Below are 25,172 nucleotides of genomic sequence, written 5' to 3'. Positions count from 1 at the left end.
GGGCCCGCGGAGCCCCGCGGGCCCGGACCCCGCGGGGTCCGGGCCCGGCAGGTCGTCCTCAGGCCTGCGCGGCGGCGTCCGCTGCACGCCGCGGTCGCAGCATCACCAGCGCGAGCACGAAGGCCGCCGCGAGGAGGGCCGCCCCGGTGCCGAAGGCGAGGCGGAAGCCCCCGGTGAGGGCGGACGCCTCCTCGTGCCCCGCGGCCACGAGGTCCTGGGCGCGGGAGCCGGCGAGGGTGGACAGCACGGCGACCCCGAGGGCCCCGCCCACCTGCTGGGTGGTGTTGAACAGGCCCGAGGCGACGCCCGCGTCACGCGGCCCCGCACCCGACATGCCGAGCACGGTCAGCGCCGAGACGGCGAGGCCGAAGCCGGCCGCGAGCAGCATCGTGGGCAGCAGGTCGGCGGCGTAGCCGGCGTGCACCGGCAGCCGGGTGAGCAGGCCGAGCGCGACCACCAGCAGGGCGAGCCCCGCGAGCAGGACGCGGCGCTCGCCGAAGCGCGCGCTGAGCCGGGCGGACAGGAGCAGCGAGACGGCACCGATGGACACGGCGGCGGGCAGCATGGCCAGTCCCGTGGCCGCGGCACCGTAGCCCCGGACGTCCTGCAGGTAGAGCGCCACGAGGATCTGGAACCCGAAGAGCGCGGAGACCATCAGCACCTGGACGAGATTGGCTCCGGAGACCTCCCGCGAGCGGAACATGCGCAGCGGCAGCAGCGGGGCCGCCGCCGTCGCCTGCCGGAGCACGAAGCCCGCGAGGAGCGCGACGGACAGGGCGGCGAGACCGAGGGTGCGGCCGGAGGCCCAGCCGTGGCCACCGGTCTGGACGATCGTGTAGACGCCGGTCATCAGGCCGGTCGTGACGAGGAACGCGCCGAGCGCGTCGGCGCCCCGGGCGGCGGGCCGCGCGGGGTCGGGCTCCAGCACGCGGACGGCCAGCAGCGCCGCGGCCGCCCCGATGGGCAGGTTGATGAAGAAGATCCAGTGCCAGCTGACGGCCTGGGTGAGCACGCCGCCGAGCACCTGCCCGATCGATGCCCCGGCGGCGCCGACGAAGCTGAACCCGCCGATGGCCCGGCCGCGTTCGCGGGGTTCGGGGAAGAGCGTGACGAGCAGGCCGAGGCTGACGGCCGAGGTCATCGCGCCGCCGACGCCCTGGAGGAAGCGCGCCGCGATGAGCACGACCTGGTCGCCGGCGACGCCGCACAGGAACGAGGCGGCGGTGAAGACGGCCAGTCCCGCGACGAACATCCGCTTGCGTCCGAGGAGGTCGCCGAGCCGTCCGGACAGCAGGAGCAGCCCGCCGAAGGCGATCATGTAGGCGTTGACCGTCCAGGTCAGGTCGGCGGGGGAGAAGCGCAGGTCGCGCTGGATGGCGGGGAGCGCGACGGTGACGATGCTGCCGTCCAGCACGATCATCAGCATCCCGGCGCACAGGACCGCGAGGGCCGGCCCGCGGGAGCGGTGGCCGGGGGCGGCTTCCCCGGTTGCCTTGGTTGCCGTGGGCGCCGCGGTTGCGGCCGTGGGCGAGGTGCGTGCGCGTAAGGGCTGCGAGGTGCGTGCGCGTAAAGGCATGGCGTCGTCTCCTGGTCGTCGGGACACCCAGGTATGACGCTAGCAGATTGTTTTGTTGCGGACTATCTCTTTCGGTCTTGCTTTCCGGGGCCCGGTCAGTACGACTGGCCGGTCCTGGGGCCCGGCGAGGACGGCGGCACCGTGGGCGGTCAGCTTGCCCGCGGCCGCCTCGACGTCGTCGACCCGCAGGACGAGCATCGACGCGTCCTGCGCGGGGGCGTGCGCGGGAAGGGCGTCGGTGCCGATGGCCCTGGCGAGCGTGGCGCGGGAGAAGAGCGTGAGAGCCGCCTCACCGCCCAGGTCCCAGTTGGCGTAACCGGCCTGCGGGATCACTTGACGGGTTCCGTACCGAGCAGGTCGCGCAGGGCGGCGGTCCAGAAGCGGACGGCGGTGTCGAAGTCCTCGACGAGCAGGCGCGGGTACAGGGTGTCCATGTCGTGATCGTATTCCGCTCCCTTTCAGGGGAGTTGCTCCTCCGATGGGGCGGAAGCCCCGCCGGCGGGCCGTAGGATGGCGCGGTGCTGGTGAAGTGGATTCGCTGCGGAATCGTCGATCGCGCCGGATTCGAGCGCGGGCAGCGGAAATGGGCCAACGGGCTCATGGGCGAGCCGGGGTTCCGGGGGCAGGGCGGCGGCTGGAGCCGCAGTCAGCCGGGTGTCGCGCACCTCTTCGCGTTCTGGGAGGACCGCGACTACTACGAGGCCTTCATGGCCGGTGCGCACGACCGCCTCGCGGCCGCCCAGGCCGGCACCTACGAGAGCCTCGGCGTCAAGCTCTTCGAGCACCGCCTGGACGTCAAGGTCGGCTTCCGGCCCCGCTTCGCCGACGGCGACCTGCTGCGCCTGGCGCACTGCAAGGTGCGTCCGGACCGCGTCGAGCACTTCGTGCTGATGCAGGAGAAGGTCTGGAACCCGGCCATGGCCGGCTCCCCGGGGATGCTGCGCGGGGTCTTCGCGCAGGGCCCCGAGTCCGACTTCCTGGTGCTGTCGATGTGGGACTCGGCCTCCGAGCACGCCAAGTACCGGGACGGTTCCATCCTGCGACTGTCCGAACGGGCGGATCTCGACGCCGACGTGCTCACCGTCGCCGGGGACGTCGTCGACCTGGAACAGGCCTGGTCGATATGACGCCACGGCGACCGGGGACCGTCCCTGGCGCCGCCCGCCTCAGCCTTCCCCGCCCCGCGCGGACGGACGGGTGATCACCGAGAAGTACGCGCCGTGCGGGTCGTCGAGCACGGCGACCCGTCCGACGTGCTCCAGGTCGAACGGCGGCACGGAGACGCTGCCCCCGAGCTCGGTGGCGCGGGCGGCGGCCGCGTCGGTGTCGGCGACGGAGAAGTAGTGCATCCAGTGCTGGGGTATCTCCGGCGGCCAGGCGTCGTTCATCAGCAGGATGCCGCCGAACTTCCTTCCCGCGCCCTCCACTTCGAGCTCGGTGTAGGAGCTGTCCCCGCCGAACGGATGGGTCTCGCCCGTCCAGCCGAACACCTCGCGGTAGAAGGCGCGGGAGCCGTCCACGTCCCGGGTGTTGAGCTCGATCCAGCACAGCGCGCCCGGCTCGTCGAGCAGGCCCGCCCCGCTGAACCGGCCCGGCTGCCATGCGGCGAACTCCGCGCCGTGCGGGTCCGTGAACTGTGCGAAGCCGCCCTGGTCGAAGACCGTCATCGGCGGTACGCACACCGAGCCGCCCGCGGCCTCGACCGCCTTGGCGGTGTCGGTCACGTCGTTCGTGGCCATGTAGGTGATCCACCGCGGCCGGTCGCCCTCGGCCATCACCGGGCCGACGGCCGCCACGTGCTCGCCGCGCAGGCTGAAGAAGGTGTATCCGCCGGCCTCCGGGGGACCCGCCTGGGAGTCCCAGCCGAACAGGCCGCCGTAGAACGCGCGGGAGGCCTCGATGTCGGGACTGCTCAGATCGGTCCAGCAGGGTGTGCCGGGAACGAACGACGTGGTCTTCATGGCGGCCTCCAACCGTGGCGCGCGAACGCGCCCCCCTCTTCATGCTGAGTCTGCGGTACGCCACTGACAATCGGGGGAGACGGCGGCCGGGCGGCGGGCGGAGCGGGTGCCCGCCGCGACCCTGCTCGCGCGTACGAATTACAGTGAGGCCATGGCCCGACCGCGTCGCATAGTGCTCATCAGGCACGGAGAGTCCCAGGGCAATGCCGACGACACGATCTACGAGCGGGTGCCCGACCACGCGCTGACCCTCACCACCAGGGGCGAGGAGCAGGCCCGCGCGGCGGGCCGGGAGCTGCGCGAGCTGTTCGGCGAGGAGCGCGTGCAGGCCTTCGTCTCGCCATATCGCCGGACGCATCAGACCTTCCACCTGCTCGGCCTCGACCCGTGCCGTACCCGGGCCAAGGAGGAGCCCCGGCTGCGCGAGCAGGACTGGGGGAACTACCAGGACGCCGAGGACGTGCAGCGGCAGCGCAAGGCCAGGGACGCCTACGGCCACTTCTTCTACCGCTTCGCCCAGGGCGAGTCCGGGGCGGACGTCTACGACCGCGTCGGGTCCTTCCTGGAGACGCTCTACCGCGCCTTCGACAAGCCCGAGTTCCCGCCGAACGTCCTGCTCGTCACCCACGGGCTCACCATGCGGCTGTTCTGCATGCGGTGGTTCCACTGGACCGTCGACGAGTTCGAGTGCCTGTCGAACCCCGACAACGGCGAGACACGGATGCTGCTCGCCGAGCCCGACGGCCGGTACGGGCTCGACCGGCCCTTCTCCCGCTGGCGGACCACCGACTCCGACCTGGCGCGATATCACGGGTGAGATTGCGCACAGGACGATTGACCCGGGTGGCACCGGATGTCAGAGTTCTCCCGCCATGACCGCTGACCCGCTTGACCTCCCACGCCGCCGCGCCCTGTCCAGCCTGCGCGGTCTCGCCCTGGGCGACGCCCTCGGCTCCCAGTTCTTCGTGCCGGCCCACTACCCGGCCCTGCAGGGCCGCACGCTGCCGCCGGGAACCTGGCAGTGGACGGACGACACCGAGATGGCGTGCTCGGTCGTCGCGGTCCTGGACTCGCGCGGCACGATCGACCAGGACGCCCTGGCCGCCTCCTTCGCGGCGCACCACGACTTCGACCGCGGTTACGGGCCCGGCGTGAACCGGATGCTGCGGCTGATCCGGCAGGAGGGAGCCGACTGGCGCACGCTGGCCGCCGAGATGTTCAACGGCCAGGGTTCCTGGGGCAACGGCGCCGCCATGCGCGTGGCGCCCCTGGGCGCCTGGTACGCGGGCGAGCCGGAGAAGGCCGCCGAGCAGGCCGAACTGTCGGCGTACACCACCCACCAGCACCGCGAGGCCGTCGTGGGGGCGATGGCCGTGGCCGCCGCCGCCGCGCTCGCCGCGGACCCGGCCGGCCCCGGCGCCCCCGCCGACCTCATCACGCGCGTCGTGGCGCTGCTGCCGCGCAGCGCCGTGCACGCCGGGCTGCGCCGCGCCGTCGACATGCTCGACTACGACGACGTCGCCACCGTCGCGGCCGTGCTCGGCAACGGCCGGCGCACCAGCGCCCACGACACGGTCCCCTTCGCCCTGTGGTCCGCCGCCCGCGGCCTCGGCGACTACGAGGGCGCCTTCTGGACCACCGCCCGCGCCGGCGGGGACGTGGACACCACCTGCGCCATCGTGGGCGGGATCATCGCCGCCGGGGCCGGTGGCGAGCCCCCGCGCGAGTGGCTGGAGCGCTGCGAGGCCCTCCCGGAGTGGCTGCCCGCCGGCTGACCGTCCGCCGGTCCCGCCCCCGAGGTCCCAACCCCCTGCATTGTCACGGGCCTGTCACAGACTCGTTCGTGCGGCCCGCACCGCGTTCGCGCGGCCGGCCGGCGCGCCTAGCCTGTCGGCCACGCCGTCCGGCCGATCTTCACCGGACGGCAGTCGAGTATCCGGTCCCGCGTGCCGCCTCCGGCCGCCGTGCGACCGGCGGGGAGGGGTTCTCATGTCCGACACGCCGTCCGACGCCGCACCGGCGGCGCAGGCGTCCGCACCGCCACACCCGCAGGCACCACCGCGGAAGAACGGTCCACCCGCCCCTCCGGCGGCGCCGTACGCGCGTCCCTGGACGCCGCCACCACCGCCCCCGCCCCCGGCCTGGGTGGTCGCGAGCCGGCCGCGGACCCCGCGTGCCGTGCGGCCCGCCGCGCTGTGGGCGGCGCTGCTCACCGGCGTGCTGACCTCGGCCCTGCTGCGCGGCGGCCTGGGGATCAATCTGCTGCTGGTCACCGTTCCCGCCGTGGCCGCGGCCGCGGTCGCCGCCCGCGACCACGGACGGCGGCTGCGGCCCTGGTCGGCTCTGTGGGCGGTGGCCGGCCTGACGCTGCTGCTCGTCCCGGCGCTGCGGGACGCCTGGTGGCCGTCGTTCCTGGCCGTCGTCGCCGCCGCCTTCCTGGGCTCACTGGCGCTGCACGGCGGCCGCCGCTGGCCGGGCGTCCTGCTCGGCGGTACCGGCCTGTGGTTCGCTCCGGCGTCCTCGATCGGCTGGGCGCTGCGCGGGCTGCGGGAGCGGGCCGGGCGCGGCCGGAGCCGACTGGTGCCGATGCTGAAGACCGTCGGCGTGACCGCCGTGCTCCTGGTCGTCTTCGGCGCGCTCTTCGCGGGGGCCGACGCGGCGTTCGCCGACCTGCTGTCCGACCTCATGCCGGACGTGACCGTCACCGACGCGCCGCTGCGCGTCCTGCTCCTCGCCGTGGGCACGCTGTTCGCGCTCTGCGCCGCGTGGACCGCCGCGGCACCGCGCCGCTGGGACCGCATCGAGGTCACGCCGGGACGCGCCCGCCGGCGCGCCGAGTGGGCGCTCCCGCTGGTCGTCCTCGCCGGGCTGTTCGCCGCCTTCAACGCCGTCCAGCTGGCGGTGCTCTTCGGCGGCTACGAGAAGGTGCTCGCCAAGACCGGCCTGACCTACGCGGAGTACGCGCGGCAGGGCTTCTGGCAACTGCTCGTCGTCACCCTGCTCACCATCGCGGTGATCGGCCTCGCGCTGCGCTGGGCGCCGCGCGGCACCGACCACGACCGCCTGCTCGTGCGCTCCGTGCTCGGCACGATCTGCGTGCTGACCCTGGTCGTGGTCGCGTCCGCGCTGCGCCGCATGGACCTCTACGTGGACGCGTACGGGCTGACCCGGCTGCGGATCTCGGTGGCGGGTGTGGAGCTGTGGCTCGGGCTGCTGATCGTCCTGGTCATGGCGGCCGGGGTGTTCGGCGCGCGCTGGCTCCCGCGTGCCGTGGTGGTGAGCGCCGCGGCGTCCGTCCTGGCCTTCGGGCTGGTCTCGCCCGACGCGCTCATCGCCGGCCAGCAGGTGAGCCGCTTCGAGAGCAGCGGCAAGATCGACCTGGCCTATCTGCGGAACCTCTCCGCGGACGCCGTCCCGGAGCTGGACCGGCTGCCGGAGCCGCAGCGCTCCTGTGCCCTGGAGAAGATCGCCGAGCACCTCTACGAGGACGGCACCGAGGCCTGGTACACCACCAGCCTGGACGAGGTCCGGGCCCGGTCCCTGCTCGACGGGCGCCCGCCGCTGACCGCCGACCAGCCGTGCCGCGAGGCGGGTCTGGACGGGTTCTCCGTCGACTGGCGCGACCCCGCGTACCCGTGACGCGAACGCCGTGTGCCGCCGCCCCGGCCTCCCCTCGGGCCGGGCGGCGGCGCCGGTGTCAGGCCGCGGGCACGCCCGCGCCGCCGCTGAGCGCCTCCAGGTCGCTCCTGCGGACCCGGATCACGAACACCGCGGTGACGAGCGCCAGCGCGACCAGCCCCACGCCCGCGTAGAAGGCGGTCGAGATGCCGTGCGCCAGCACCTCGTGGCCCCACGGCGGCGGCAGTTCGTGCGTCCGCCGGAAGGCTTCCTGCTGCTCGGGCGTGGCGCGCGCGAGGAAGTCCGGGAGGAGACCGGTGGCCTTGTCGCGGCTCGCGGTGCCGAACACCGTCACCAGGATGGACAGCCCGAGCGAACCGCCGACCTGCTGCATCGCGTTGAGCAGCCCGGAGGCGGCCCCCGCCTCGTGCTGGGCGACGCCGGAGACGGCCGTCAGGGTCAGCGTCACGAAGTTGAGGCCCATCCCGAAACCGAAGAGCAGCATCGGGCCGAGGACGCCGCCCACGTAGCTGCTGCCGGGGTCGATCAGCGTCAGCCACGCCATCCCGGAACCGGTCAGCGCCGAGCCGGCGACGAGGAACGGCTTCGGCCCCAGCACCGGCAGGAAGCGGGTCGACAGCCCGGCCCCGGTCACGATCGCGGCCGTGACCGGCAGGAAGGCGAAGCCCGCCGCTATGGGGCTGTAGCCGAGCACGTTCTGCACGAAGAGGACGATGAAGAAGAACATGCCGAACATGGCGGCGGCCAGGCTCAGCATCATCAGGTAGGTGCCCGAGCGGTTGCGGTCGGCGAACATCCGCAGCGGGGTGATCGGTTCCCGGGCCCGCCGCTCGACGACCACGAAGGCGCCCAGCAGCAGGACCGCGGCCGCGAACGAGGAGACGGTGAGGGTGTCCCGCCACCCCGAGTGCGCGGCGCGGATGAAGCCGTAGACGAGCGAGGCCATGCCGAGCGTCGAGGTGACGGCCCCGGTGACGTCGAACCGCCCCGGGTGCCGCTGCGACTCGCCGATGAAGCGTGGCGCCAGGAACGCGATCAGCAGGCCGATCGGCACGTTGACGAAGAACACCCAGCGCCAGTCGAGCCAGTCGGTGAGCATGCCGCCCGCCAGCAGCCCCACGGCACCGCCGCCCGCGGAGACCGCGGCGAACACGCCGAAGGCCCGGTTGCGTGCCGGGCCCTCGGGGAAGTTGGTGGTGATGAGCGCGAGCGAGGTCGGCGAGGCTATCGCGCCGCCGACGCCTTGCAGCGAGCGTGCGGCGAGCAGTTGCCAGGGCTCCTGCGCGAAGCCTCCGAGGAGGGAGGCGAAGGAGAACAGCAGGATGCCGGAGACGAACACCCTGCGCCGTCCCAGGATGTCGCCCGCGCGCCCGCCGAGCAGCAGCAGACCGCCGAAGGTGAGCGTGTAGGCGTTGAGCACCCAGGACAGATCGGTGGTGGAGAAGGAGAGCGCGTCCTGGATGTGCGGGAGCGCGATGTTCACAATGGTGGCGTCCAGCACGACCATGAGCTGGCAGGCCGCGATCACCGCGAGTGCGATGCCCGGCCTGCCATCACGTCGCGCGGCTCCGGGCTTTCGTGGTGAGGTGAGTTGCCCAGTCGTCACGAGGTCCCCCAGTCGGTGACTTAGTGAACGGTCGCGTTCACTGTGTACGACAGTAGGGTGACGGTTGTAGTGAACGCAAGCGTTCACTAGCGAGCGATTGAGAAGGTGGCATGGCCATGTCGCAGGGAGCGGGCACCCGCCGTCGCGGGCCCGTCCTGGAGCGGGCGATCCTCGGGGCCGCCCTGGAGCAGCTGAGCACGGTGGGCTGGCGAGGGCTGACCATGGAGGGCGTCGCCGCCGGCGCGCAGACCGGCAAGGCGGCCGTCTACCGCCGCTGGCCGTCCAAGCAGGCACTCGTCGCGGACGCCCTGCAGACGGCCTTCCCCGAGGTCCCCGACGTCCCGGACCTCGGCGGCCTGCGGGAGGACCTGGTCTTCCTCGTGCTGCGGATGCGCGAGGCGATGTACTCGCGCGGCGGGCTGGCCCTGCGCTCGGTGATCGACGAGTGCGACCAGGAGGCCGCCCACTGCTTCGTCCGGCTGATCATGGAAGGGGTCGTCGAACCCACCAAACAGCGCATCCTCGACGTGGTCCGGCGCGGCATCGAACGCGGGGAGGTACGGCCCGACGCCACCGGCGACATCGTCGCCGACGTCGTGCCCGCGCTCATGATGTACCGGTCGAAGATCGGCGGCCGGGAGATCACCGAGGAGGACCTGACCGAGGTCGTCGACCAGGTGATGCTGCCCCTGCTGCGCCCCTGACGCCGTCGCCGGGTGCTTCCGTCGCCGGGTGCTTCCGTCGCCGGGTGCTTCCGGCGCGGCCACGTCGGGCCGCGTCGGGGCCGCGGCCCGGCGCGGACACCGCCCGGTCGCGGGCGGAGGCGGTTCCCGTGCGCGCTGCGCGGACCTGCTCCGGGACGGCCCAACACGGGAGCGTAGGCTAAGCCTTGCCATGGTCCACGAACCCCCCACCCACACCGTCGAGCGCTCGCTGCGCGCGACCCTCGGCGCCAAGGTCATCGCGGGCGTCGACGAGGTCGGACGGGGCGCCTGGGCCGGGCCCGTCACGGTGTGCGCGGCCGTCACCGGTCTACGACGGCCCCCCGACGGCCTCACCGACTCCAAGCTGCTCACCGTCAAGCGCCGCAGCGCACTCGCCGGTGTGCTCACCGGATGGGTGAACTCCTTCGCGCTCGGCCACGCCTCCCCGGAGGAGATCGACGCGATGGGGATGACCGCCGCGCTGCGGCTCGCCGCCACGCGCGCCCTGGACGCCCTGCCCGTGCGGCCGGACGCGGTGATACTCGACGGCAAGCACGACTACCTCGGCGGCCCCTGGCGCGTGCGCACGGTCATCAAGGGCGACGTCTCCTGCGTGGCCGTGGCGGCCGCGTCCGTGATCGCCAAGGTGCGGCGGGACGCGATGATGGCGGAACTGGGCGTCGACTATGCTCCGTTCGGCTTCGAGGCCAATGCCGGGTACCCTTCGCCGGTGCACCGGGCGGCACTGGAGGAGCTGGGGCCCACCCCGTTCCACCGGCTGTCCTGGGCATACCTCGACGCGCTGCCGCGTTGGCAGCACTTGAAGAAGGTCCGGGAGACCGTGGAGGCGGGGGATACGGGTGAGCAACTCGGGTTCGACTTCTGAGCCGAGTTGTGACCTACCCGCCGCTGCGTTGTTCCGGTGCATTTGATAGACATCAGCACATGCCTCTCACCCCCGAGGAGCCTCAGATTCACGAGAGTGTCCCGGGTCCCCGCGTAGCCCCGGCCGCCGGCCGGCCCGCGCCGACCCCCCGCCCCGTACCGGGCTCCGGCCCGCGTCCCGCGCCTCCGCGCCCCGCGCCGCCGCGTGGCGCTCCGGCGGCGAACGCCCGTCCCGGCCGTCCCGGTCCGGCCCGCGGGCCCGTCGTACCCCCGCAGCAGCGCTCGCCGCGGGACTCCGAGGCCGTCGCCTCTCCCGCCGCCGACACGTCGGCGCAGCTCCAGCTCATCCCCGCCTCGGTGGACGGCGCCCTCGACGCCGCCGACGAGGCCGTCGACCTGCTGCTGGACAGCGGGCGCGCGCCGGGTGAGGTCCTGGTGCTCACCACCGGCGAGGAGCACCCCTGGGCGGCCCACGAGCTGAGCTTCGGCGAGGCGTCGTACTGGGCCCAGCAGGACGCCGGTGACGACGTGTTCTACGCCGCCCACGACGCCGAGCGCGCCAAGGGCCGGCCCGTGGTGGTCGTGGCCGTCAACGGCGGCTCCGACGAGACCGTCGCGAGCATCCTGCCCTCCGCGCTGGCGCGGGCCGGAAAGCTGCTGATCGTCTGCGGCGACCCGCAGCGGATCAACGCGCTGCTCGGTGTCAACGCCTGATCAGCGCGCCGCCGCGCGGCGCAGGGGCGGCGTCCCGCTGGGACGCAGGCTCGCTGCGCCGCGGCTCGTGGCCGCCGACCAGGAGGCCGCGTTCGGGGTCCGTCCGGCGCGGTCCTCGCCCTGCACCCGCCAGCCGTCGTCGGTCACGGTGATGTACGACCCGGGGCGCAGTCCGTAGAGCGAGCAGGCGTCCCGCAGACCCCACATCCAGGCACCGTCCACCTCGGTCCAACCCGCTCCGCCGTCGCGGCAGACGAGCAGGACCGCGGTGCGGACCGGCCTGCGCCGACGCAGGTCGTCGGCGGTGATCCGGCGCAGGTGGACGAGGATCGCGTTGCGCCGCTCCCAGCCGTCGACGACGTGGGGGCGCTGTGCGAAGGACGCGCTGGCCGTCAGCCGTTCGTCCGGGGAGTAGACCGCGACCACGGCGGTGCCCGGTGCCGGGAGGTGCCGCTCGTGGAGGTCGGTGACCACCTCGCGCGGGTTGATCAGCAGGGGGACGCCCGCGGCCGTCCATTCGGCGGGCTCGAGGCTGCGATGGCGTCCGGCACGGCGGGAGGCATTCACGGAAGCGGTTTCCGGAGCGAAGCCGATGGCCACGGTCCTCCCTTCGGGTATGCGTCCGCGACCGGGCGTGCGCGGGCATGCCGGTCGTAGGGCTCCAAGAGCCGATGCGGGGATCCAGGTTCAATTGTTCCTGTCGCACACGCGGGCGGCAACGGTCATTTTGTCGACCTGTCTGTTATCTGACCGTCCGCCGCTTAGATCCCTTCTCTGTCTCACATGGTGACTACCGGTCAGCCCTGCAGGGCCAGGACCAGCGGAAACACCGCCGTAACACCGGCACGGCGCAACAGCCGCGCGGCGACGGCCACCGTCCACCCCGTCTCGGTGAAGTCGTCGACCAGCAGGACCGGTCCCGCGGCCTCGGCGAGGGCGTCGGAAAGGGCCGGCGGAAGCGTGAACGCCCCGTGCAGCGCCCGCAGTCGCTGTGCGCTGTTGCTGCGCGGCACCCGGGAGGGCTCCAGCTCACCGCTGTGCGCCACCTCGCCGAGCAGCGGCATGCGGCCGATCTCGGCGATGCGTGCGCCGAGCGACGCGATGAGCTGCGGCCGGGTGTGCGAGGCGACGGTGACGACACCGACGGGCCGCTGCGGGGCGTCGGGCGCACCGCTCGCCCAGCCGCCCGGGCCCTTCGCCCAGTCGGCCAGCACCTGCACCACGGCCTGTGCCACGTCGTCCGGAACGGGCCCGTCCGCCGCGTTCTCGGCGAAGAGCGGGCGCAGCCGGTTGCCCCAGCCGATGTCGGAGAGCCGTCCCAGGGCCCGGCCGGTGGCGGCCTGTTCGCCTGCCGGGATCTTCCCCTTCAGGTCGATGCCGATCGCGGGCAGGCCCGTCGGCCACATGCGGCGGGGCTCCACCTCGACCCCGGGGCGCCCGAGGGCGGCCCGCGCCGCCTCCAGGGCCTCGCGGGAGACCTCCGCGGTGAACCGGGGCCCGGCGCAGTTGTCGCAGCGGCCGCAGGGGGCGGCCTCCTCGTCGTCGAGCTGACGGCGCAGGTACTCCATGCGGCACATCGACGTCGTGGCGTACTCGCGCATCGCCTGCTGCTCGGCCTTGCGCTGCCGGTCGACCCACGCGTACCGCTCGGTGTCGTACGTCCAGGGCGTGCCCGTGGCCGTCCAGCCGCCACGCACCCGGTGCACGGCGCCGTCCACGTCGAGCACCTTGAGCATGGTCTCCAGCCGGTTGCGGCGCAGGTCCACCCGCGTCTCCAGCGCGGGGACCGACATCGGGCCCCCGGCGGCGGCGAGGGTCTCCAGGGTGCGCCGCACCTGCTCCTCGCGGGGGAAGGCGAGCGAGGCGAAGTAGCGCCAGATCGCCTCGTCCTCGGGCCCGGGGAGCAGCAGCACCTCTGCGTGGTCGACACCGCGCCCGGCGCGGCCGACCTGCTGGTAGTAGGCGATGGGGGAGGAGGGCGAGCCCAGGTGCACCACGAATCCCAGGTCCGGCTTGTCGAAGCCCATGCCCAGCGCCGAGGTGGCGACCAGCGCCTTGACCTCGTTGTTCAGCAGCGCGGATTCGGCGGCCCGGCGGTCGGCGTCCTCGGTGCGCCCCGAGTAGGCCGCGACCCGGTGACCGCGCTGCCGGAGGAAGGCGGTGACCTCCTCCGCCGCCGCCACCGTCAGGGTGTAGACGATGCCCGAGCCCGGGAGGTCGCCGATGTGATCGGCGAGCCAGGCGAGGCGGTGCGCGGCGTCGGGCATGCCCAGCACCCCGAGCGACAGGCTCTCGCGTTCCAGCGGCCCGCGCAGCACCAGGGCGCCCTCGTGGTCGCCGGTGCCCAACTGCTCGGCGACGTCGGCCGTCACGCGCGCGTTGGCCGTGGCGGTCGTCGCCAGCACCGGGACACCCGGGGTGAGGTCGGCGAGCATCGTCCGCAGCCGGCGGTAGTCGGGCCGGAAGTCGTGGCCCCAGTCGGAGATGCAGTGGGCCTCGTCGACGACGAGCAGGCCCGTGGTGGAGGCCAGTTTGGGCAGCACCTGGTCCCGGAAGTCCGGGTTGTTGAGCCGCTCCGGGCTCACCAGCAGGACGTCGACCTCCCCCGAGGCGACCTCGGCCTGCACCGTGTCCCATTCCTCGGGGTTGGCCGAGTTGATTGTGCGGGCACGGATGCCGGCGCGGTCGGCGGCGTCGATCTGGTTCCGCATCAGCGCCAGCAGCGGGGAGACGATCACCGTGGGACCGCTGCCCCGCTCGCGCAGCAGCGCGGTGGCCACGAAGTACACGGCCGACTTGCCCCAGCCCGTGCGCTGCACCACCAGGGCCCGGCGGCCGTGCGCGACCAGCGCCTCGACGGCGCGCCACTGGTCTTCGCGCAGGCGTGCGGTGCCCGTCGGGTCCCCGACGAGCCGGCTGAGGATCGTGTCGGCGGCGGTGCGCAGTGCGGTGGTCATGCCCCCATGCAACCCGATGGCACCGACACGGCGCCAACCGTACGGAGGCGACCTGTGGATAACTCGCCCCCGATGAATGTGATGATATGCGCGAGTTATCCACAGGTTTTGGAGGGGTCTGGCGGAGATCCATGGCGTGCGGGACCTTCGGATCATGACTCAGCCCACCGAATCCCCCCGTCCCTCGGACGACCCGAAGGTCACGCTGCGCAGCCCGGCCGAACTCGCCGCCGCGCTCCCCTACCTGTGCGGCTTCCACCCCGACGACAGCATTCTGATGATCGCCCTGCACGGCGAGCGCGGCCGCTTCGGCGGCCGGGCCCGGCTCGGGATCCCCCGGGACGCCGCCGAGTGGCCCGGCGCCTCCCAGCAGTTGGCGGAGTGCCTGGTGAACGGCAGCGAGCAGCGCGGCGCACGGCCGGACGCGATCGTGCTCTTCCTCGTCCAAGAACCCGCTCCCGGCGAGGAACCCCACCAGGTCATGGAACGGCTGCGCCCGCTGGCGCAGCGGCTGCGGATCGCCTGCGGCACGCTCGACGTGCCCGTCGTCGAGGCGCTGTGCGTCTCCTCCGGCCGCTGGTGGTCCTACTGCTGCCCGGAATCGGAGCGGTTCCCGCGCGAGGGCATCGGCATCACGCAGTCCGGAGACTCCGTGATGGCCGCGGCAGCCGCCTACGCGGGCCTGCGGGTCACCGGCTCCCTCAAGGAGATGGAGGAACGCCTCACCCCGCCACCGCCGGGCGCGCCGGCGTCCGCTGCCCGCGCGGACGCCCTGGACGCGGCGGCCGCCGCACTCGTCCCGCGCATGCTGGAGCGGGACGACTCCGACGAGGTGCGGCGCACCACCCTGCGCCTGCTGCGGGAGGCGCTCGACCGCTTCCGGGCCACCACGCCCGTGGGGGACGGGCCGGAGGCCGACAGCAACGACGACGCGCTGCTGGACGACGACGAGGCCGCGTCGATGATCCTCGGGCTGCAGGACCGCGCCACCCGCGACGAGGCGGCCGAGTGGATGGACCCGCCGCACACCGACCCCGCGGTGCGCCTGTGGCGGGCGCTCGCCCGGCGCTGCGTCGAGCCCTACCACGAGCACGCCGCGGCGCCCCTGACCCTCGCCGGATGGGTGGCCTGGTCCGCCGGGGACGAGGCCACCGCCCGCGTGGCCTTCGGCCGCGCCCTGGACCTCGCCCCCGACTACACCTTCGCCCGGCTGCTCCACGCCGCCGTCAACAACGGCCTCTCACCGGAGCCGCTCCGCCGCTACCTGCGCCGGCAGAGCGTCGCGCGCGCCCGCCGGGCAGCGTTGTTCACAGCTCGCCGCGGGCCAGCCGGATCAGCCGGTCGAGGACCCGGCCGCCGCTCACCCGGAGCCCGTCGTGCTCGTACTCGTCGGTGACCCACGTGCGAAGGCCGTGGACGGAGCGCGCGGTGGCCAGGGAGTCGGCCGTGTCCACGTACATGTCGTCGTGGTAGACGGCCGCGGCCACCGGGACCTCGTTGCGCGCCAGCTGAGCCGGGTCGTACAGGTCGGACCACTGCTCGTGCTGCGCCAGGTGGTGCGCCGTCTCGCGCAGCGGTGCCAGCGCCGGATCCGTGGCGAACATCCAGGGGTAGATCATCTCGCCGGTGAGCAGCACCGGCGCGTCGTCCGCCAGCGGCTTGTCGACGTCGAACTGCGGGAATTCGGCCCGGACCGATTCGGCGGCCCAGCCGGTGGCCCGCGGCGAGACCGACTGCTGGCCGTAGATCGACTCGTGCAGCACCGCGTAGAGCGGATTGCCGGCGAACGACAGATGGCCCTGGACCTCGGAGAGGAAGGAGTCGGAGAGCTGGAGGCCGGAACCCCCGGTCACGAAGGCGTCCTCGAGCAGGTAGTGCAGCGTGTGCGAGCCGGTGCCGGTGCCGAGAAGTATCCCGGTGGCCTGGAAGGCCTCCGCGGTCAGCAGACCCCCGTCCGGGAGCCTGACCTCGCGCTCGCGCAGGTGCCGTACGACCGCGCGGACCGTCTCGACGTCCTCCGGGTAACGCGCGTAGTGCGCCGCGGTCTTCCGCTCCACGCGGGGATAGGCGGCCCGGTAGACGTCCTCGGCCGTGCTGCGCAGGCCCGCGAGCCCGCCGGTCACGAAGGCCTCGCGGACGCCCTCGGGGGCGAACGACAGATAGGTGAGCGTGCAGAACCCGCCGTAACTCTGGCCGAGCAGGCTCCACTGCTCGTCCTCGCCGAGCAGCTCGCGGCGGATGAACTCGCAGTCGCGGACGATCGAGTCGGCCCGGAAGTGCTCCAGGTAGCGGGCCTGTGCCGAGGCGTCCCCGCGCAGCGGCAGGGTCTGCCGGTTCGCCGGGGTGGAACGGCCGGTGCCCCGCTGGTCGAGCAGCAGCACCCGGTAGTCGTCCAGCGCACGGGTGAGCCAGCCGTCGCGGCCCAGCGGCCGCGGCGACCGGCCGCCCGGCCCGCCCTGGAGGAACAGCAGCCACGGCAGCGGATCTCGTTCCTTACCGGCGGCCACGACCTCCCGTGCGTACACCTCGATCCGCTCACCGCCGGGGTCCGCGTGGTCGAGCGGCACCTGGAAGGTGTGGTCGGTGATGACGGTTCCCGGCTGGCGGTAGACGGCCATGGCTCTCTTTCCGGTGATACGGACGGCTTCCCGATCAGGAACGGTAGACGGCGCGTGACCCGAATGCCCACACGGCCGTTCTCGTGGGTAGTGGCGGCAGCGCCCGAGCGACCGATCCGACGTGGAGGTGGCATGAGCCCGCAGCCGGTCAACCGGCCGCCCCGGCAGGACCGGGGGCCGCAGCCGGTGCACGACGCCGTGATGTGCGTCGCAGCCCCGGCCCTCGCGGTCTCGCCGGAGCACGGACAACTGGACGGAGGCGGCCTCGCCGGCTTCTACCAGGGCGGCCGCCGGGTACTGGCCCGTTGCGAGCTGCGCGTCGCGGGGGTGCACCCGGTTCCCGTGCAGGGCGGGCTCGTCACGGCGGGGCGGGCGCGGTTCACCTCCGTCGCCCGCGTCCCCGGCGACACCGCGCCCGACCCGGCCCTCACCGTCGAGAGGCTGCGGACGGCGGGGGGCACCGAGCGCATCACCGTGCACAACACCGGATCCCGCGCCCTGCGTATCCCGTTCGAGGTGGCGCTGGCGACCGACCTCGCCGAACTGGCGGCCATCGCGGCCGGATCCTCCGGGCCGGAGCTGCAGTCCAGCGTGTGCGACGCGGGACTGCAGTGGTCGGCGGAGGGCCTGCGGGCCCGGGTCACCGCCGTACCGGCACCCGAGAGCGCCATGGCCTCCGCCGGGCTGCTGTGCTGGGAGCTGGCGCTGCCGCCCGGTGCCTCCCGCACGATCGAACTGCGCGCGACGCTGGAACCCGCCGTGGCCGGCGTCAACGGTGGATCCGCCCCGGCGGTCCCCGTGCCCTGGTCGGCCCCGGAGATCCGCGGCGGCGACGGCCGGGCGGAGACGCTGCTGCGCGCCGCCCTTGACGACCTGCGGGCGTTGCTGCTGCGTGACCCCGGGCACCCGTTGGACGTCCATGTGGCGGCCGGTGCCCCGTGGCGGCTCGGTCCCGCCCCGGCCGACGCGCTGTGGGCGGCCCGCATGCTGCTCCCGCTGGGCACCCGCCTGGCAGCCGGCACCCTGCGGGCCTTCGCCCGCCGCCAGGACCCGGAGACCGGCGGCCTGCCGGGCCCGCTGCGCCATGCCGGCCCGCATCTGCCGCCGACCTGTTCGGGGGTGGAGGCGGGGCTGCTTTTCGTCACGCTGCTCGCCGAGGCACGCCGCTGGGGTCTTCCGGAGCGGGACACCGAACAACTGCTGCCGGCCGTCGAGCGGAGCCTGTGGTGGCTGCGTTCGGTCGCGGGCGAGGGCGGATTCGTCCCCGACCCCGCGCCGGGCGGGCCGCTGCGCTGCGACGTGCAGGCCCATGCCCACCGGGCCATGCTGCACGGCGCCGATCTGCTCCAGGCCCACGGACGACCGGGCGCGGAGGAGTGGCGGGAGCGGGCCGAGGCCCTGCGCCGGAGGTTCCGGGAGGAGTTCTGGCTGGACGACCCCGCCGGCGGGAGCCCGGCCGCCGCGCTCACCCCCGACGGCAGACCGGTGCCGCATCTGGGCTCGGCCGCCGCCCACCTGCTCGACACCGGCCTGTCGGGCGGCTGCGAACTCGCTCCCGGCCTGCTCGACAAGGTGCAGACCGAACAGCTCGCCCGTCTCCTCGCGGCACCGGAGCTCGACTCGGGGTGGGGGCTGCGGACCCTGTCGGCCAGGGCTCCCGGCCACAACCCCTTCGGCCACCGCGGCGGAGCGGTACGGGTGCACGAGACGGCCGTCGCGGTCGCCGGACTGGCGGCGGCCGGCCACGAGCGCGAGGCCGGGGCACTGCTGCTGGGCGTGCTGGACGCGGCAGCCGCGTTCGGGTACCGGCTGCCTGAGATGTACGCGGGGGAGCAGCGCGACGACTCGCGCCGTCCCGCCCCGCACCCGACGGCCTCCCGGCCCGCCGCGGTGGCCGCCGCGGGCGCCGTCCACCTGCTGATGGCGCTCGCCGGGATCCGCCCCGACGCCCCCGAACGCATGGTGGCCGTACGCCCGCTTGCCGCCGCCCCGCTCGGCGATCTCCACCTCGCCGGGCTGCGGGTGGCCGAGGAGCCCTTCGCCCTGCGGATCGGGGCGTCCGCCACAGCCGTGATCGAGGAGGCGGCCCCCGGGCTCCAGCTCGGTGCCTGAACCCGCCGGGCGGCGGCAGCGGCCGGGCCGCCGCCCTGACGTCGGACAACAGGCCGAGAGCGAGTCGCGTCATCCCGTCAACCCGCTGTTTATCGTCAGGCAGACGACTATGATCGCGGGCATGGCGCCCTACGACCCGTCAGCTTTCCCGCCCTTCGCCGTCACTGTCGATCTCGTCGTGCTCACAGTGCGCAGCCACGCCCTGTGCGCCCTCGCGGTCCGCCGCGGTGAACCGCCCTACCAGGGCCGGTGGGCGCTGCCCGGCGGCTTCGTACGCGGCGACGAAGACCTCTCCGGGGCGGCGGCCCGCGAGCTGGAGGAGGAGACCGGTCTGCGCGCGGGCAGCGGGGTCCACCTCGAGCAGCTGGCCACCTACGGCGACCCCAAGCGCGATCCGCGGATGCGCGTGGTGAGCGTCGCCCACCTGGTGCTCGCCCCGGACCTGCCCGCGCCCCGCGCCGGGGGCGACGCGCGCAGCGCCCGCTGGGCCCCGGTCGAGGAGTTGCTGCGCAACGGGGAGGAGGGCGCCCTCGCCTTCGACCACGCGCGCATCCTGGCCGACGGAGTGGAGCGCGCCCGTTCCAAGCTCGAGTACTCGGCGCTGGCCACCGCCTTCTGCCCGCCCGAGTTCACCGTCGGCGAGCTCCGCCGGGTCTACGAGGCGGTGTGGGGCGTCGCCCTGGATCCGCGCAACTTCCACCGCAAGGTGACGGGGACGGTCGGCTTCCTCGTCCCCTCCGGCGGTACGACGACCCGTCAGGGCGGCCGCCCCGCACAGCTGTTCCGCGCGGGTGGCGCAACCATCCTGAATCCGCCCATGTTGCGACCAGAGGTGTAAATTCCGGGCCAATTGCGCGTTATGGTGCAAGGGTGATCCAGGCCATCGGATTGACCAGTGCGTCCCGGGGTGAAGAGCCCCCTGCCGTCGACGACCTCACCTTCGACGCCCGCCCCGGCGAGATCACCGTCCTGCTCGGCGACAGCGGCGCGGGCAAGTCCACCGTCCTGCGGCTGATGCTCGAACTCGAACCGGGCCGCGGGATCACGCTGTTCGGCGGGCGCCCGTTGCACCGCCACACCCATCCGGCGAACGCGGTGGGCGTACTCCTCGGCGACGTCCCCGGCCATCCCTCCAGGACCGCGCGCGGCCACCTGCGCATGCTCGCCGCCGCGGCCGGGGCCCCGGCCGAACGCGCCGACCACGTCCTGGAGATCGTGGGCCTGGGCGAGACGGCCGGACGCCGGCTGTCGACCTTCTCCCTCGGCATGGACCGCCGCCTGGGCGTCGCCGCGGCCCTGCTCGGGGATCCGCCCGCGCTGCTCCTGGACGACCCCGCCCAGGGGCTTTCACCGCACGACACCGCCTGGTTGTACGGCCTGCTCAAGGCGTACGCGGCCCGCGGCGGCGCCGTCGTGGTCACCTGCGCCGACGCCAAGGTGGCGGGCCGGCTCGGGGACCGCGTCGTCACCCTGGACAAGGGCCGCCTCGTCGCCGACCAGTCCGCCCACGAGTTCGGCCGCCGCCGGCTGCGCCCCTACGTGGCGGTCCAGTCGCCCCAGGCCGAACGCCTGGGCCTGCTGCTGACCGACGACGGGACCGAGATCACCCACGAGAGCGGCAGCCGCATCCGCGTGCACGGCCGGACCACCGCCCAGGTCGGTGAGGCCGCCTTCCGGAACGGCATCCTCCTGCACCGCCTCGCGGACGAGGTCGCCGACACCGGCGCCCCGGAAGCACCCCACGGCGACCGGCCCGCCGCACCCCTGGCGGTCGCGCGCGCCGCCGTGCCGCCCGCCGGTCCCGCCCGGCCCGTGCGCTACGAACTGCGCCGTCTCACGGGCGTCCGCGGCCCCTGGCTGATCGCGCTGGTCTCCGTCCTGGTCTCGGGGCTGGCCACCCTGACCCTGCTGCGCACCGGGCACCACGCCTTCTCCCTGCGCCTGCTGACCGGCTGGTCGCACTCCCTGCCGCTGCCGCCCGCCGCGTTGGGCGGCGGGCTCCTCGGGGCCCTCGCCTACGGCCAGGAGTTCCGCTACCCCGCTCTGGCACCCGCGCACGCGCCCGTGCCGCGCCAACTCCGCCTGCTGCTGACCAAGCTCGTCGTCAACGGCTGCGCGGCGGCGCTGATCTCCCTCCTGGGAGCGGCCCTCGGCCTCGTGGCGATGCACCTCGAACCCCCGGCGGGCGGGCTGCCCTCGCCGTTCGCGCCGGCCTCCGCCGCGGCGGCGTCGGCGGGTCTCGCGCTCGTCTGCTGCTGGGCCGGTGTGCTGGCGGCCGGGGTGTTCCGCACCACGGCGCTCGGGCTGGCCGGTGTTCTGGCGATTCCCCTGCTGATCGCCCCGGTGGTGCGCCGGGCGGCCTCCGCCCCAGCGATCGACGTGACGCGTCTGGCGACCCAACCGGTCCGCTATTCCTTCGCTTTGTCGCTCTTCGCTCTCTTGTGTGCCTATGTGGCAACGGTCTTGCGCCGGAGAAACCCCATTTCCTTCCGATAAAGCGTCAATTATCAGGTGATGAGTGCTCACCCTTTCGTGTGCTTTTCAGGAAAGCCCTCAAGGCCTCGCGCGCCATCGCCGACAAATGATGCGTGAGTACCCTTGCGCACACCATGATGACCGCGGCCCGCCCCGCCGACCCGAGTCTCGGCGGCGGGGACATCGACCGCTATCCGTACGCCGACGCGCCCGCCGGCCTCGACCGCCCGGGCGGCGCACCGTCCTGGGACGGCGGCGAAGCCGACATGGGCCGTGTCGGCCGTCGCGCCGGCGGGAGCCGTGGCCGCGGGCTGCACGGCCAACTCGTCCAGCAACTCGGCCAGATGATCGTCTCCGGCGATCTCGGTGCCGACCGCCCGCTCGTCCCCGAGGAGATCGGCCAGCGTTTCGAGGTCTCCCGCACCGTCGTCCGCGAATCGCTGCGGGTGCTGGAGGCCAAGGGCCTCGTCAGCGCCCGGCCCAACGTCGGCACCCGGGTCCGCCCGGTCAGCGACTGGAACCTGCTCGACCCCGACATCATCGAATGGCGGGCCTTCGGCCCGCAGCGCGACGACCAGCGTCGCGAGCTGTTCGAACTGCGCTGGACCATCGAGCCCCTGGCCGCCCGCCTCGCGGCGGGTCACGGACGCGAGGACGTCCAGCAGCGGCTCATCGACATGACCGACATCATGGCCCACGCCGCGGGGCAGGGCGACGGCCTCACCTTCGCCCGGGCGGACGCCGAGTTCCACGCCCTGCTGCTGCAGGTCGCGGGCAACCGGATGCTGGAGCACCTGTCCGGCATCGTCTCCGCCGCCCTGCAGGTCTCCGGCGGCCCCGTCACCGGCTGCGAGCGCCCCGGTGAGCACTCGGTGGCCCTGCACACGCGGGTCGTCGAGGCGCTGGCCGCCTCCGACGGTGCCGAGGCGGAGACCGCCATGCGCCAGCTGCTCGCCGTCCACCCCGACGCGGGTCCCGGCGGCCCGGCGGACCACGTCGTCCCCGCCCCCCGCGAGCACTGACCCGCCCCGAGCAGCACGAGACGGCACAGACTTCCGCCGCCGGCCCACGCCCTCCGGGCCCGGCGGCGGAGCCGTCCGTCATGTTTGGCGCCCGTATCCGACCGGGCATGGTCGTGGCGTGCACGGGAAGTGTCCTGCTATCGACGCTTTGGCGCCGATCCGGGGTGTGACTCGGACCACGTACGGCCGGGCGTAACGCTCTCGGCGGCAGCGCGATGAGCTTAGAGGTGGCGGCCGTGCGTGGAATATCCGCGACGAACATGACGCTGAGTTGCAGCGCGGTTCCCACCGTAGTCGTTTTCCATCGTTCCGAGAGGTTGTTCGTGTCGGCCAGCACATCCCGTACGCTCCCGCCGGAGATCGCCGAGTCCGAGTCTCTGATGGCGCTCATCGAGCGGGGTAAGGCTCAGGGTCAGATCGCCGGCGACGACGTGCGCCGAGCCTTCGAAGCGGACCAGATCCCGGCAACCCAGTGGAAGAACGTTCTGCGCAGCCTCAACCAGGTCCTCGACGAGGAGGGTGTGACGCTGATGGTGAGTGCCGCCGAGGCGCCCAAGCGCACCCGTAAGAGCGTCGCAGCCAAGAGCCCGGCGAAGCGTACTGCCACCAAGACCGTCGCCACCAAGGCCGCCCCGGTCAAGAAGACCGTCGCTGCCAAGGCCGCCGCGGCCCCCGCCCCCACCGTGGCGGCGGAGTCCGTGGGGGATCCGGAGGACGAGGCCGTGGCACCCGCGAAGAAGGCCGTCGCCAAGAAGACTGCGGCGAAGAAGACCACCGCGACCGCCAAGAAGACCGCCGCCAAGAAGACCACCGCGACCAAGGCCAAGAAGGACGACGAGCTCGTCGAGGGCGAGGAGCTCCTCGAGGACGTCGCCCCCGGCAAGGACGAGGACGTCCCGGCCGCCGAGGCCGAGGCGGAGAGCTTCGTCCTGTCCGACGACGACGAGGACGACGCGCCCGCGCAGCAGGTCGCCGCGGCCGGCGCCACCGCCGACCCGGTGAAGGACTACCTCAAGCAGATCGGCAAGGTCCCGCTGCTCAACGCCGAGCAGGAGGTGGAGCTCGCCAAGCGCATCGAGGCCGGTCTGTTCGCCGAGGACAAGCTGGCCCAGGCCGACAAGCTCGCCCCCAAGCTCAAGCGCGAGCTGGAGATCATCGCCGAGGACGGCCGCTGGGCCAAGAACCACCTCCTGGAGGCCAACCTCCGTCTGGTGGTCTCGCTGGCCAAGCGCTACACCGGGCGCGGCATGCTCTTCCTGGACCTGATCCAGGAGGGCAACCTCGGTCTGATCCGTGCCGTCGAGAAGTTCGACTACACCAAGGGCTTCAAGTTCTCGACGTACGCGACCTGGTGGATCCGCCAGGCGATCACCCGCGCGATGGCCGACCAGGCCCGCACCATCCGCATCCCGGTGCACATGGTCGAGGTCATCAACAAGCTGGCCCGCGTCCAGCGCCAGATGCTCCAGGACCTGGGCCGCGAGCCCACCCCGGAGGAGCTGGCCAAGGAACTCGACATGACCCCCGAGAAGGTCATCGAGGTCCAGAAGTACGGCCGCGAGCCCATCTCGCTGCACACCCCGCTCGGCGAGGACGGCGACAGCGAGTTCGGTGACCTCATCGAGGACTCCGAGGCGGTCGTGCCGGCCGACGCGGTCAGCTTCACGCTGCTGCAGGAGCAGCTGCACTCGGTGCTCGACACGCTCAGTGAGCGCGAGGCGGGCGTGGTCTCCATGCGCTTCGGCCTCACCGACGGCCAGCCGAAGACGCTGGACGAGATCGGCAAGGTGTACGGGGTCACCCGTGAGCGCATCCGCCAGATCGAGTCCAAGACCATGTCCAAGCTGCGTCACCCGTCGCGTTCCCAGGTGCTGCGCGACTACCTGGACTGATCAGGACGGAAGCCCGGACGGGCCCGCGACCGCCACGGCGGTCGCGGGCCCGTCGGCCTTTCCGGACAGTTCTCCGGATGCGGCCCCGGTCCCGTCAGGTCACTGTGGGTGCTCAGGGGAATCCGGACGGTGAGGAGAATGCATGCGTTCCTCGATCCGCACGCTGGTCGGCGGGCTCATAGCCGGGTCCGCGCTCGCGCTGTCGCTACCCGCCTCCGCCACGGCGGCCGCGGCCGCGGTGGGGTACGCACCCGGCGCCCCGGGCGCCGACAACGGTGTCATAGGCGGCACGCCGGTCACTACGGAGCAGTACCCGTGGGCGGTGGTCCTGTCGAGCCGCTCCCGCTACGGAGCGGGCCGCTCGGGGCAGTTCTGCGGCGGCGCGCTCGTCGGGCCGAACACCGTGGTCAGCGCGGCGCACTGCTTCAGCCCGACCGCGCTGGGCGGGTACTGGAACCAGGTGCCCGACCTGCGCATCATCGCCGGGCGGACGGACCTCGCCGGCTCGGCCGGCAGGGAGGTGGCGGTCCGCAAGGTCTGGGTCAACCCCGCGTACGACCCCACGACGAACAGCGGTGACGTGGCGGTCGTCACGACCGCGGAGCCGTTCCCCGCGGGGAGCGCGATACGCATGGCGACACCGGGGGACGTGAACTCCTACGAAGCGGGCACGCCGGCGCAGGTCTTCGGCTGGGGGGACACGGCGGGACTGGGGGCCTACTCGAACGTCCTGATGGCCGCGAACGTCTCGGTGCTCGCCGACTCGGTCTGTGAGCAGGCCTATCCGGGCAGTGCGGAAGGCAAGTACCGGAGGGGCGACATGGTCTGCGCCGGCGACCTTGCCGGCGGGCACGATTCGTGCCAGGGGGACAGCGGCGGTCCGCTGGTGGCGGAGGGGCGGCTGATAGGGCTCGTGTCCTGGGGCGCCGGATGCGCCCAGGCGGGGCATCCCGGTGTGTACACCCGGGTCTCGACGCTGGCGGGACTGGTCGGCCTGCACTCTTCGTGACG

21 protein-coding genes are annotated in these 25,172 nt (G+C 73.4%); 14 read left to right on the top strand and 7 right to left on the bottom strand.

Features of this window, described 5'->3' with window-relative positions:
* Nucleotides 1–58: 58 nt before the first annotated feature.
* Nucleotides 59–1,426: an MFS transporter gene (locus ACZ7MY_RS14565; protein WP_499601893.1), complete on the bottom strand. Its 1,368-nt coding sequence runs from the start codon at nt 1,424–1,426 to the stop codon at nt 59–61.
* 189 nt (nt 1,427–1,615) lie between these two features.
* Entirely contained in the window at nt 1,616–1,909 is a 294-nt protein-coding gene (locus ACZ7MY_RS14560; protein WP_499601891.1) for a VOC family protein, read from the bottom strand.
* 185 nt (nt 1,910–2,094) lie between these two features.
* Here ACZ7MY_RS14560 and ACZ7MY_RS14555 point away from each other — a divergent pair, with 185 nt between their 5' ends.
* On the top strand, nt 2,095–2,703 hold the full coding sequence (locus tag ACZ7MY_RS14555; RefSeq protein ID WP_499601890.1) for a YdbC family protein: 609 nt from the start codon (nt 2,095–2,097) through the stop codon (nt 2,701–2,703).
* A 39-nt stretch (nt 2,704–2,742) separates the two neighbouring features.
* Here ACZ7MY_RS14555 and ACZ7MY_RS14550 read toward each other — a convergent pair whose 3' ends face one another.
* On the bottom strand, nt 2,743–3,537 hold the full coding sequence (locus tag ACZ7MY_RS14550; protein ID WP_499601889.1) for a VOC family protein: 795 nt from the start codon (nt 3,535–3,537) through the stop codon (nt 2,743–2,745).
* 151 nt (nt 3,538–3,688) lie between these two features.
* Here ACZ7MY_RS14550 and ACZ7MY_RS14545 point away from each other — a divergent pair, with 151 nt between their 5' ends.
* From ACZ7MY_RS14545 to ACZ7MY_RS14535, 3 genes are all read left to right on the top strand, one after another.
* Nucleotides 3,689–4,354, top strand: coding sequence for a phosphoglycerate mutase family protein (locus ACZ7MY_RS14545; RefSeq protein ID WP_499601888.1), 666 nt, complete (start codon nt 3,689–3,691; stop codon nt 4,352–4,354).
* 55 nt (nt 4,355–4,409) lie between these two features.
* On the top strand, nt 4,410–5,312 hold the full coding sequence (locus ACZ7MY_RS14540; protein ID WP_499601887.1) for an ADP-ribosylglycohydrolase family protein: 903 nt from the start codon (nt 4,410–4,412) through the stop codon (nt 5,310–5,312).
* 214 nt (nt 5,313–5,526) lie between these two features.
* Nucleotides 5,527–7,176 (top strand): DUF4153 domain-containing protein, encoded by a 1,650-nt coding sequence (locus tag ACZ7MY_RS14535; RefSeq protein ID WP_499601885.1) that lies wholly within the window; start codon nt 5,527–5,529, stop codon nt 7,174–7,176.
* Nucleotides 7,177–7,234: 58 nt separating this feature from the next.
* On the opposite strand, the gene ACZ7MY_RS14530 is transcribed toward ACZ7MY_RS14535, so the two are convergent.
* The gene (locus ACZ7MY_RS14530; protein WP_499601883.1) at nt 7,235–8,782 is read right to left on the bottom strand and encodes an MFS transporter; all 1,548 of its coding nucleotides are present in this window, start codon (nt 8,780–8,782) and stop codon (nt 7,235–7,237) included.
* 110 nt (nt 8,783–8,892) lie between these two features.
* Here ACZ7MY_RS14530 and ACZ7MY_RS14525 point away from each other — a divergent pair, with 110 nt between their 5' ends.
* From ACZ7MY_RS14525 to ACZ7MY_RS14515, 3 genes are all read left to right on the top strand, one after another.
* Nucleotides 8,893–9,486 carry a TetR/AcrR family transcriptional regulator gene (locus ACZ7MY_RS14525; RefSeq protein WP_499601882.1) on the top strand — a complete coding sequence of 198 codons (594 nt, stop codon included), beginning with the start codon at nt 8,893–8,895 and terminating at the stop codon, nt 9,484–9,486.
* 190 nt (nt 9,487–9,676) lie between these two features.
* Nucleotides 9,677–10,372, top strand: a complete 696-nt coding sequence (gene rnhB, locus ACZ7MY_RS14520) for a ribonuclease HII (RefSeq protein ID WP_499601880.1) — start codon at nt 9,677–9,679, stop codon at nt 10,370–10,372.
* A 59-nt stretch (nt 10,373–10,431) separates the two neighbouring features.
* On the top strand, nt 10,432–11,085 hold the full coding sequence (locus ACZ7MY_RS14515) for a hypothetical protein (RefSeq protein WP_499601878.1): 654 nt from the start codon (nt 10,432–10,434) through the stop codon (nt 11,083–11,085).
* Here ACZ7MY_RS14515 and ACZ7MY_RS14510 read toward each other — a convergent pair whose 3' ends face one another.
* Together ACZ7MY_RS14510 and ACZ7MY_RS14505 are read right to left on the bottom strand one after the other, a co-directional pair.
* A complete protein-coding gene (locus tag ACZ7MY_RS14510) occupies nt 11,086–11,685 on the bottom strand; it encodes a hypothetical protein (RefSeq protein ID WP_499601876.1) in 600 nt (199 codons plus the stop codon).
* Nucleotides 11,686–11,882: 197 nt separating this feature from the next.
* A complete protein-coding gene (locus ACZ7MY_RS14505) occupies nt 11,883–14,042 on the bottom strand; it encodes a RecQ family ATP-dependent DNA helicase (RefSeq protein WP_499601875.1) in 2,160 nt (719 codons plus the stop codon).
* A 154-nt stretch (nt 14,043–14,196) separates the two neighbouring features.
* Between ACZ7MY_RS14505 and ACZ7MY_RS14500 the strand changes: the two genes are divergently transcribed.
* Nucleotides 14,197–15,438, top strand: coding sequence for a DUF4192 domain-containing protein (locus ACZ7MY_RS14500; protein ID WP_499601874.1), 1,242 nt, complete (start codon nt 14,197–14,199; stop codon nt 15,436–15,438).
* Here the strand turns inward: ACZ7MY_RS14500 and ACZ7MY_RS14495 are convergent.
* Nucleotides 15,350–16,660 (bottom strand): alpha/beta fold hydrolase, encoded by a 1,311-nt coding sequence (locus ACZ7MY_RS14495; RefSeq protein ID WP_499601872.1) that lies wholly within the window; start codon nt 16,658–16,660, stop codon nt 15,350–15,352. The genes ACZ7MY_RS14500 and ACZ7MY_RS14495 overlap by 89 nt on opposite strands.
* Nucleotides 16,661–16,792: 132 nt before the next feature.
* Here ACZ7MY_RS14495 and ACZ7MY_RS14490 point away from each other — a divergent pair, with 132 nt between their 5' ends.
* The 6 genes from ACZ7MY_RS14490 (at nt 16,793) to ACZ7MY_RS14465 (ending at nt 25,170) form a co-directional block, all read left to right on the top strand.
* A complete protein-coding gene (locus tag ACZ7MY_RS14490) occupies nt 16,793–18,772 on the top strand; it encodes a glycogen debranching N-terminal domain-containing protein (protein ID WP_499601870.1) in 1,980 nt (659 codons plus the stop codon).
* A 121-nt stretch (nt 18,773–18,893) separates the two neighbouring features.
* The gene (locus ACZ7MY_RS14485; protein ID WP_499601869.1) at nt 18,894–19,610 is read left to right on the top strand and encodes an NUDIX hydrolase; all 717 of its coding nucleotides are present in this window, start codon (nt 18,894–18,896) and stop codon (nt 19,608–19,610) included.
* A gap of 32 nt (nt 19,611–19,642) precedes the next feature.
* The gene (locus tag ACZ7MY_RS14480) at nt 19,643–21,268 is read left to right on the top strand and encodes an ATP-binding cassette domain-containing protein (RefSeq protein WP_499601867.1); all 1,626 of its coding nucleotides are present in this window, start codon (nt 19,643–19,645) and stop codon (nt 21,266–21,268) included.
* Between the two features lie 92 nt (nt 21,269–21,360).
* The gene (locus ACZ7MY_RS14475) at nt 21,361–22,269 is read left to right on the top strand and encodes a FadR/GntR family transcriptional regulator (protein WP_499601866.1); all 909 of its coding nucleotides are present in this window, start codon (nt 21,361–21,363) and stop codon (nt 22,267–22,269) included.
* Between the two features lie 323 nt (nt 22,270–22,592).
* Complete coding sequence (locus ACZ7MY_RS14470; protein WP_499601865.1) at nt 22,593–24,161, top strand: RNA polymerase sigma factor; 1,569 nt, start codon at nt 22,593–22,595, stop codon at nt 24,159–24,161.
* Nucleotides 24,162–24,303: 142 nt separating this feature from the next.
* Complete coding sequence (locus tag ACZ7MY_RS14465) at nt 24,304–25,170, top strand: S1 family peptidase (protein WP_499601864.1); 867 nt, start codon at nt 24,304–24,306, stop codon at nt 25,168–25,170.
* The last annotated feature ends 2 nt before the right edge of the window (nt 25,171–25,172 follow it).

The sequence above is a fragment of the Streptomyces sp. NPDC111520 genome, assembly GCF_055635295.1.
The sequence above is the reverse complement of the archived record's forward strand: the minus strand, read 5'-3'. Positions and strand labels throughout refer to the sequence as shown.

Bases quoted from the DNA above. Each gene is read 5' to 3' on its own strand.
- ACZ7MY_RS14500 (WP_499601874.1), top strand. From the start codon at position 14,197: ATGACTCAGCCCACCGAATCCCCCCGTCCCTCGGACGACCCGAAGGTC.
- ACZ7MY_RS14485 (WP_499601869.1), top strand. From the start codon at position 18,894: ATGGCGCCCTACGACCCGTCAGCTTTCCCGCCCTTCGCCGTCACTGTC.
- ACZ7MY_RS14525 (WP_499601882.1), top strand. From the start codon at position 8,893: ATGGCCATGTCGCAGGGAGCGGGCACCCGCCGTCGCGGGCCCGTCCTG.
- ACZ7MY_RS14535 (WP_499601885.1), top strand. From the start codon at position 5,527: ATGTCCGACACGCCGTCCGACGCCGCACCGGCGGCGCAGGCGTCCGCA.
- ACZ7MY_RS14550 (WP_499601889.1), bottom strand. From the start codon at position 3,537: ATGAAGACCACGTCGTTCGTTCCCGGCACACCCTGCTGGACCGATCTG.
- ACZ7MY_RS14495 (WP_499601872.1), bottom strand. From the start codon at position 16,660: ATGGCCGTCTACCGCCAGCCGGGAACCGTCATCACCGACCACACCTTC.
- rnhB (WP_499601880.1), top strand. From the start codon at position 9,677: ATGGTCCACGAACCCCCCACCCACACCGTCGAGCGCTCGCTGCGCGCG.
- ACZ7MY_RS14515 (WP_499601878.1), top strand. From the start codon at position 10,432: ATGCCTCTCACCCCCGAGGAGCCTCAGATTCACGAGAGTGTCCCGGGT.
- ACZ7MY_RS14465 (WP_499601864.1), top strand. From the start codon at position 24,304: ATGCGTTCCTCGATCCGCACGCTGGTCGGCGGGCTCATAGCCGGGTCC.
- ACZ7MY_RS14565 (WP_499601893.1), bottom strand. From the start codon at position 1,426: ATGCTGATGATCGTGCTGGACGGCAGCATCGTCACCGTCGCGCTCCCC.
- ACZ7MY_RS14505 (WP_499601875.1), bottom strand. From the start codon at position 14,042: ATGACCACCGCACTGCGCACCGCCGCCGACACGATCCTCAGCCGGCTC.
- ACZ7MY_RS14545 (WP_499601888.1), top strand. From the start codon at position 3,689: ATGGCCCGACCGCGTCGCATAGTGCTCATCAGGCACGGAGAGTCCCAG.
- ACZ7MY_RS14490 (WP_499601870.1), top strand. From the start codon at position 16,793: ATGAGCCCGCAGCCGGTCAACCGGCCGCCCCGGCAGGACCGGGGGCCG.
- ACZ7MY_RS14540 (WP_499601887.1), top strand. From the start codon at position 4,410: ATGACCGCTGACCCGCTTGACCTCCCACGCCGCCGCGCCCTGTCCAGC.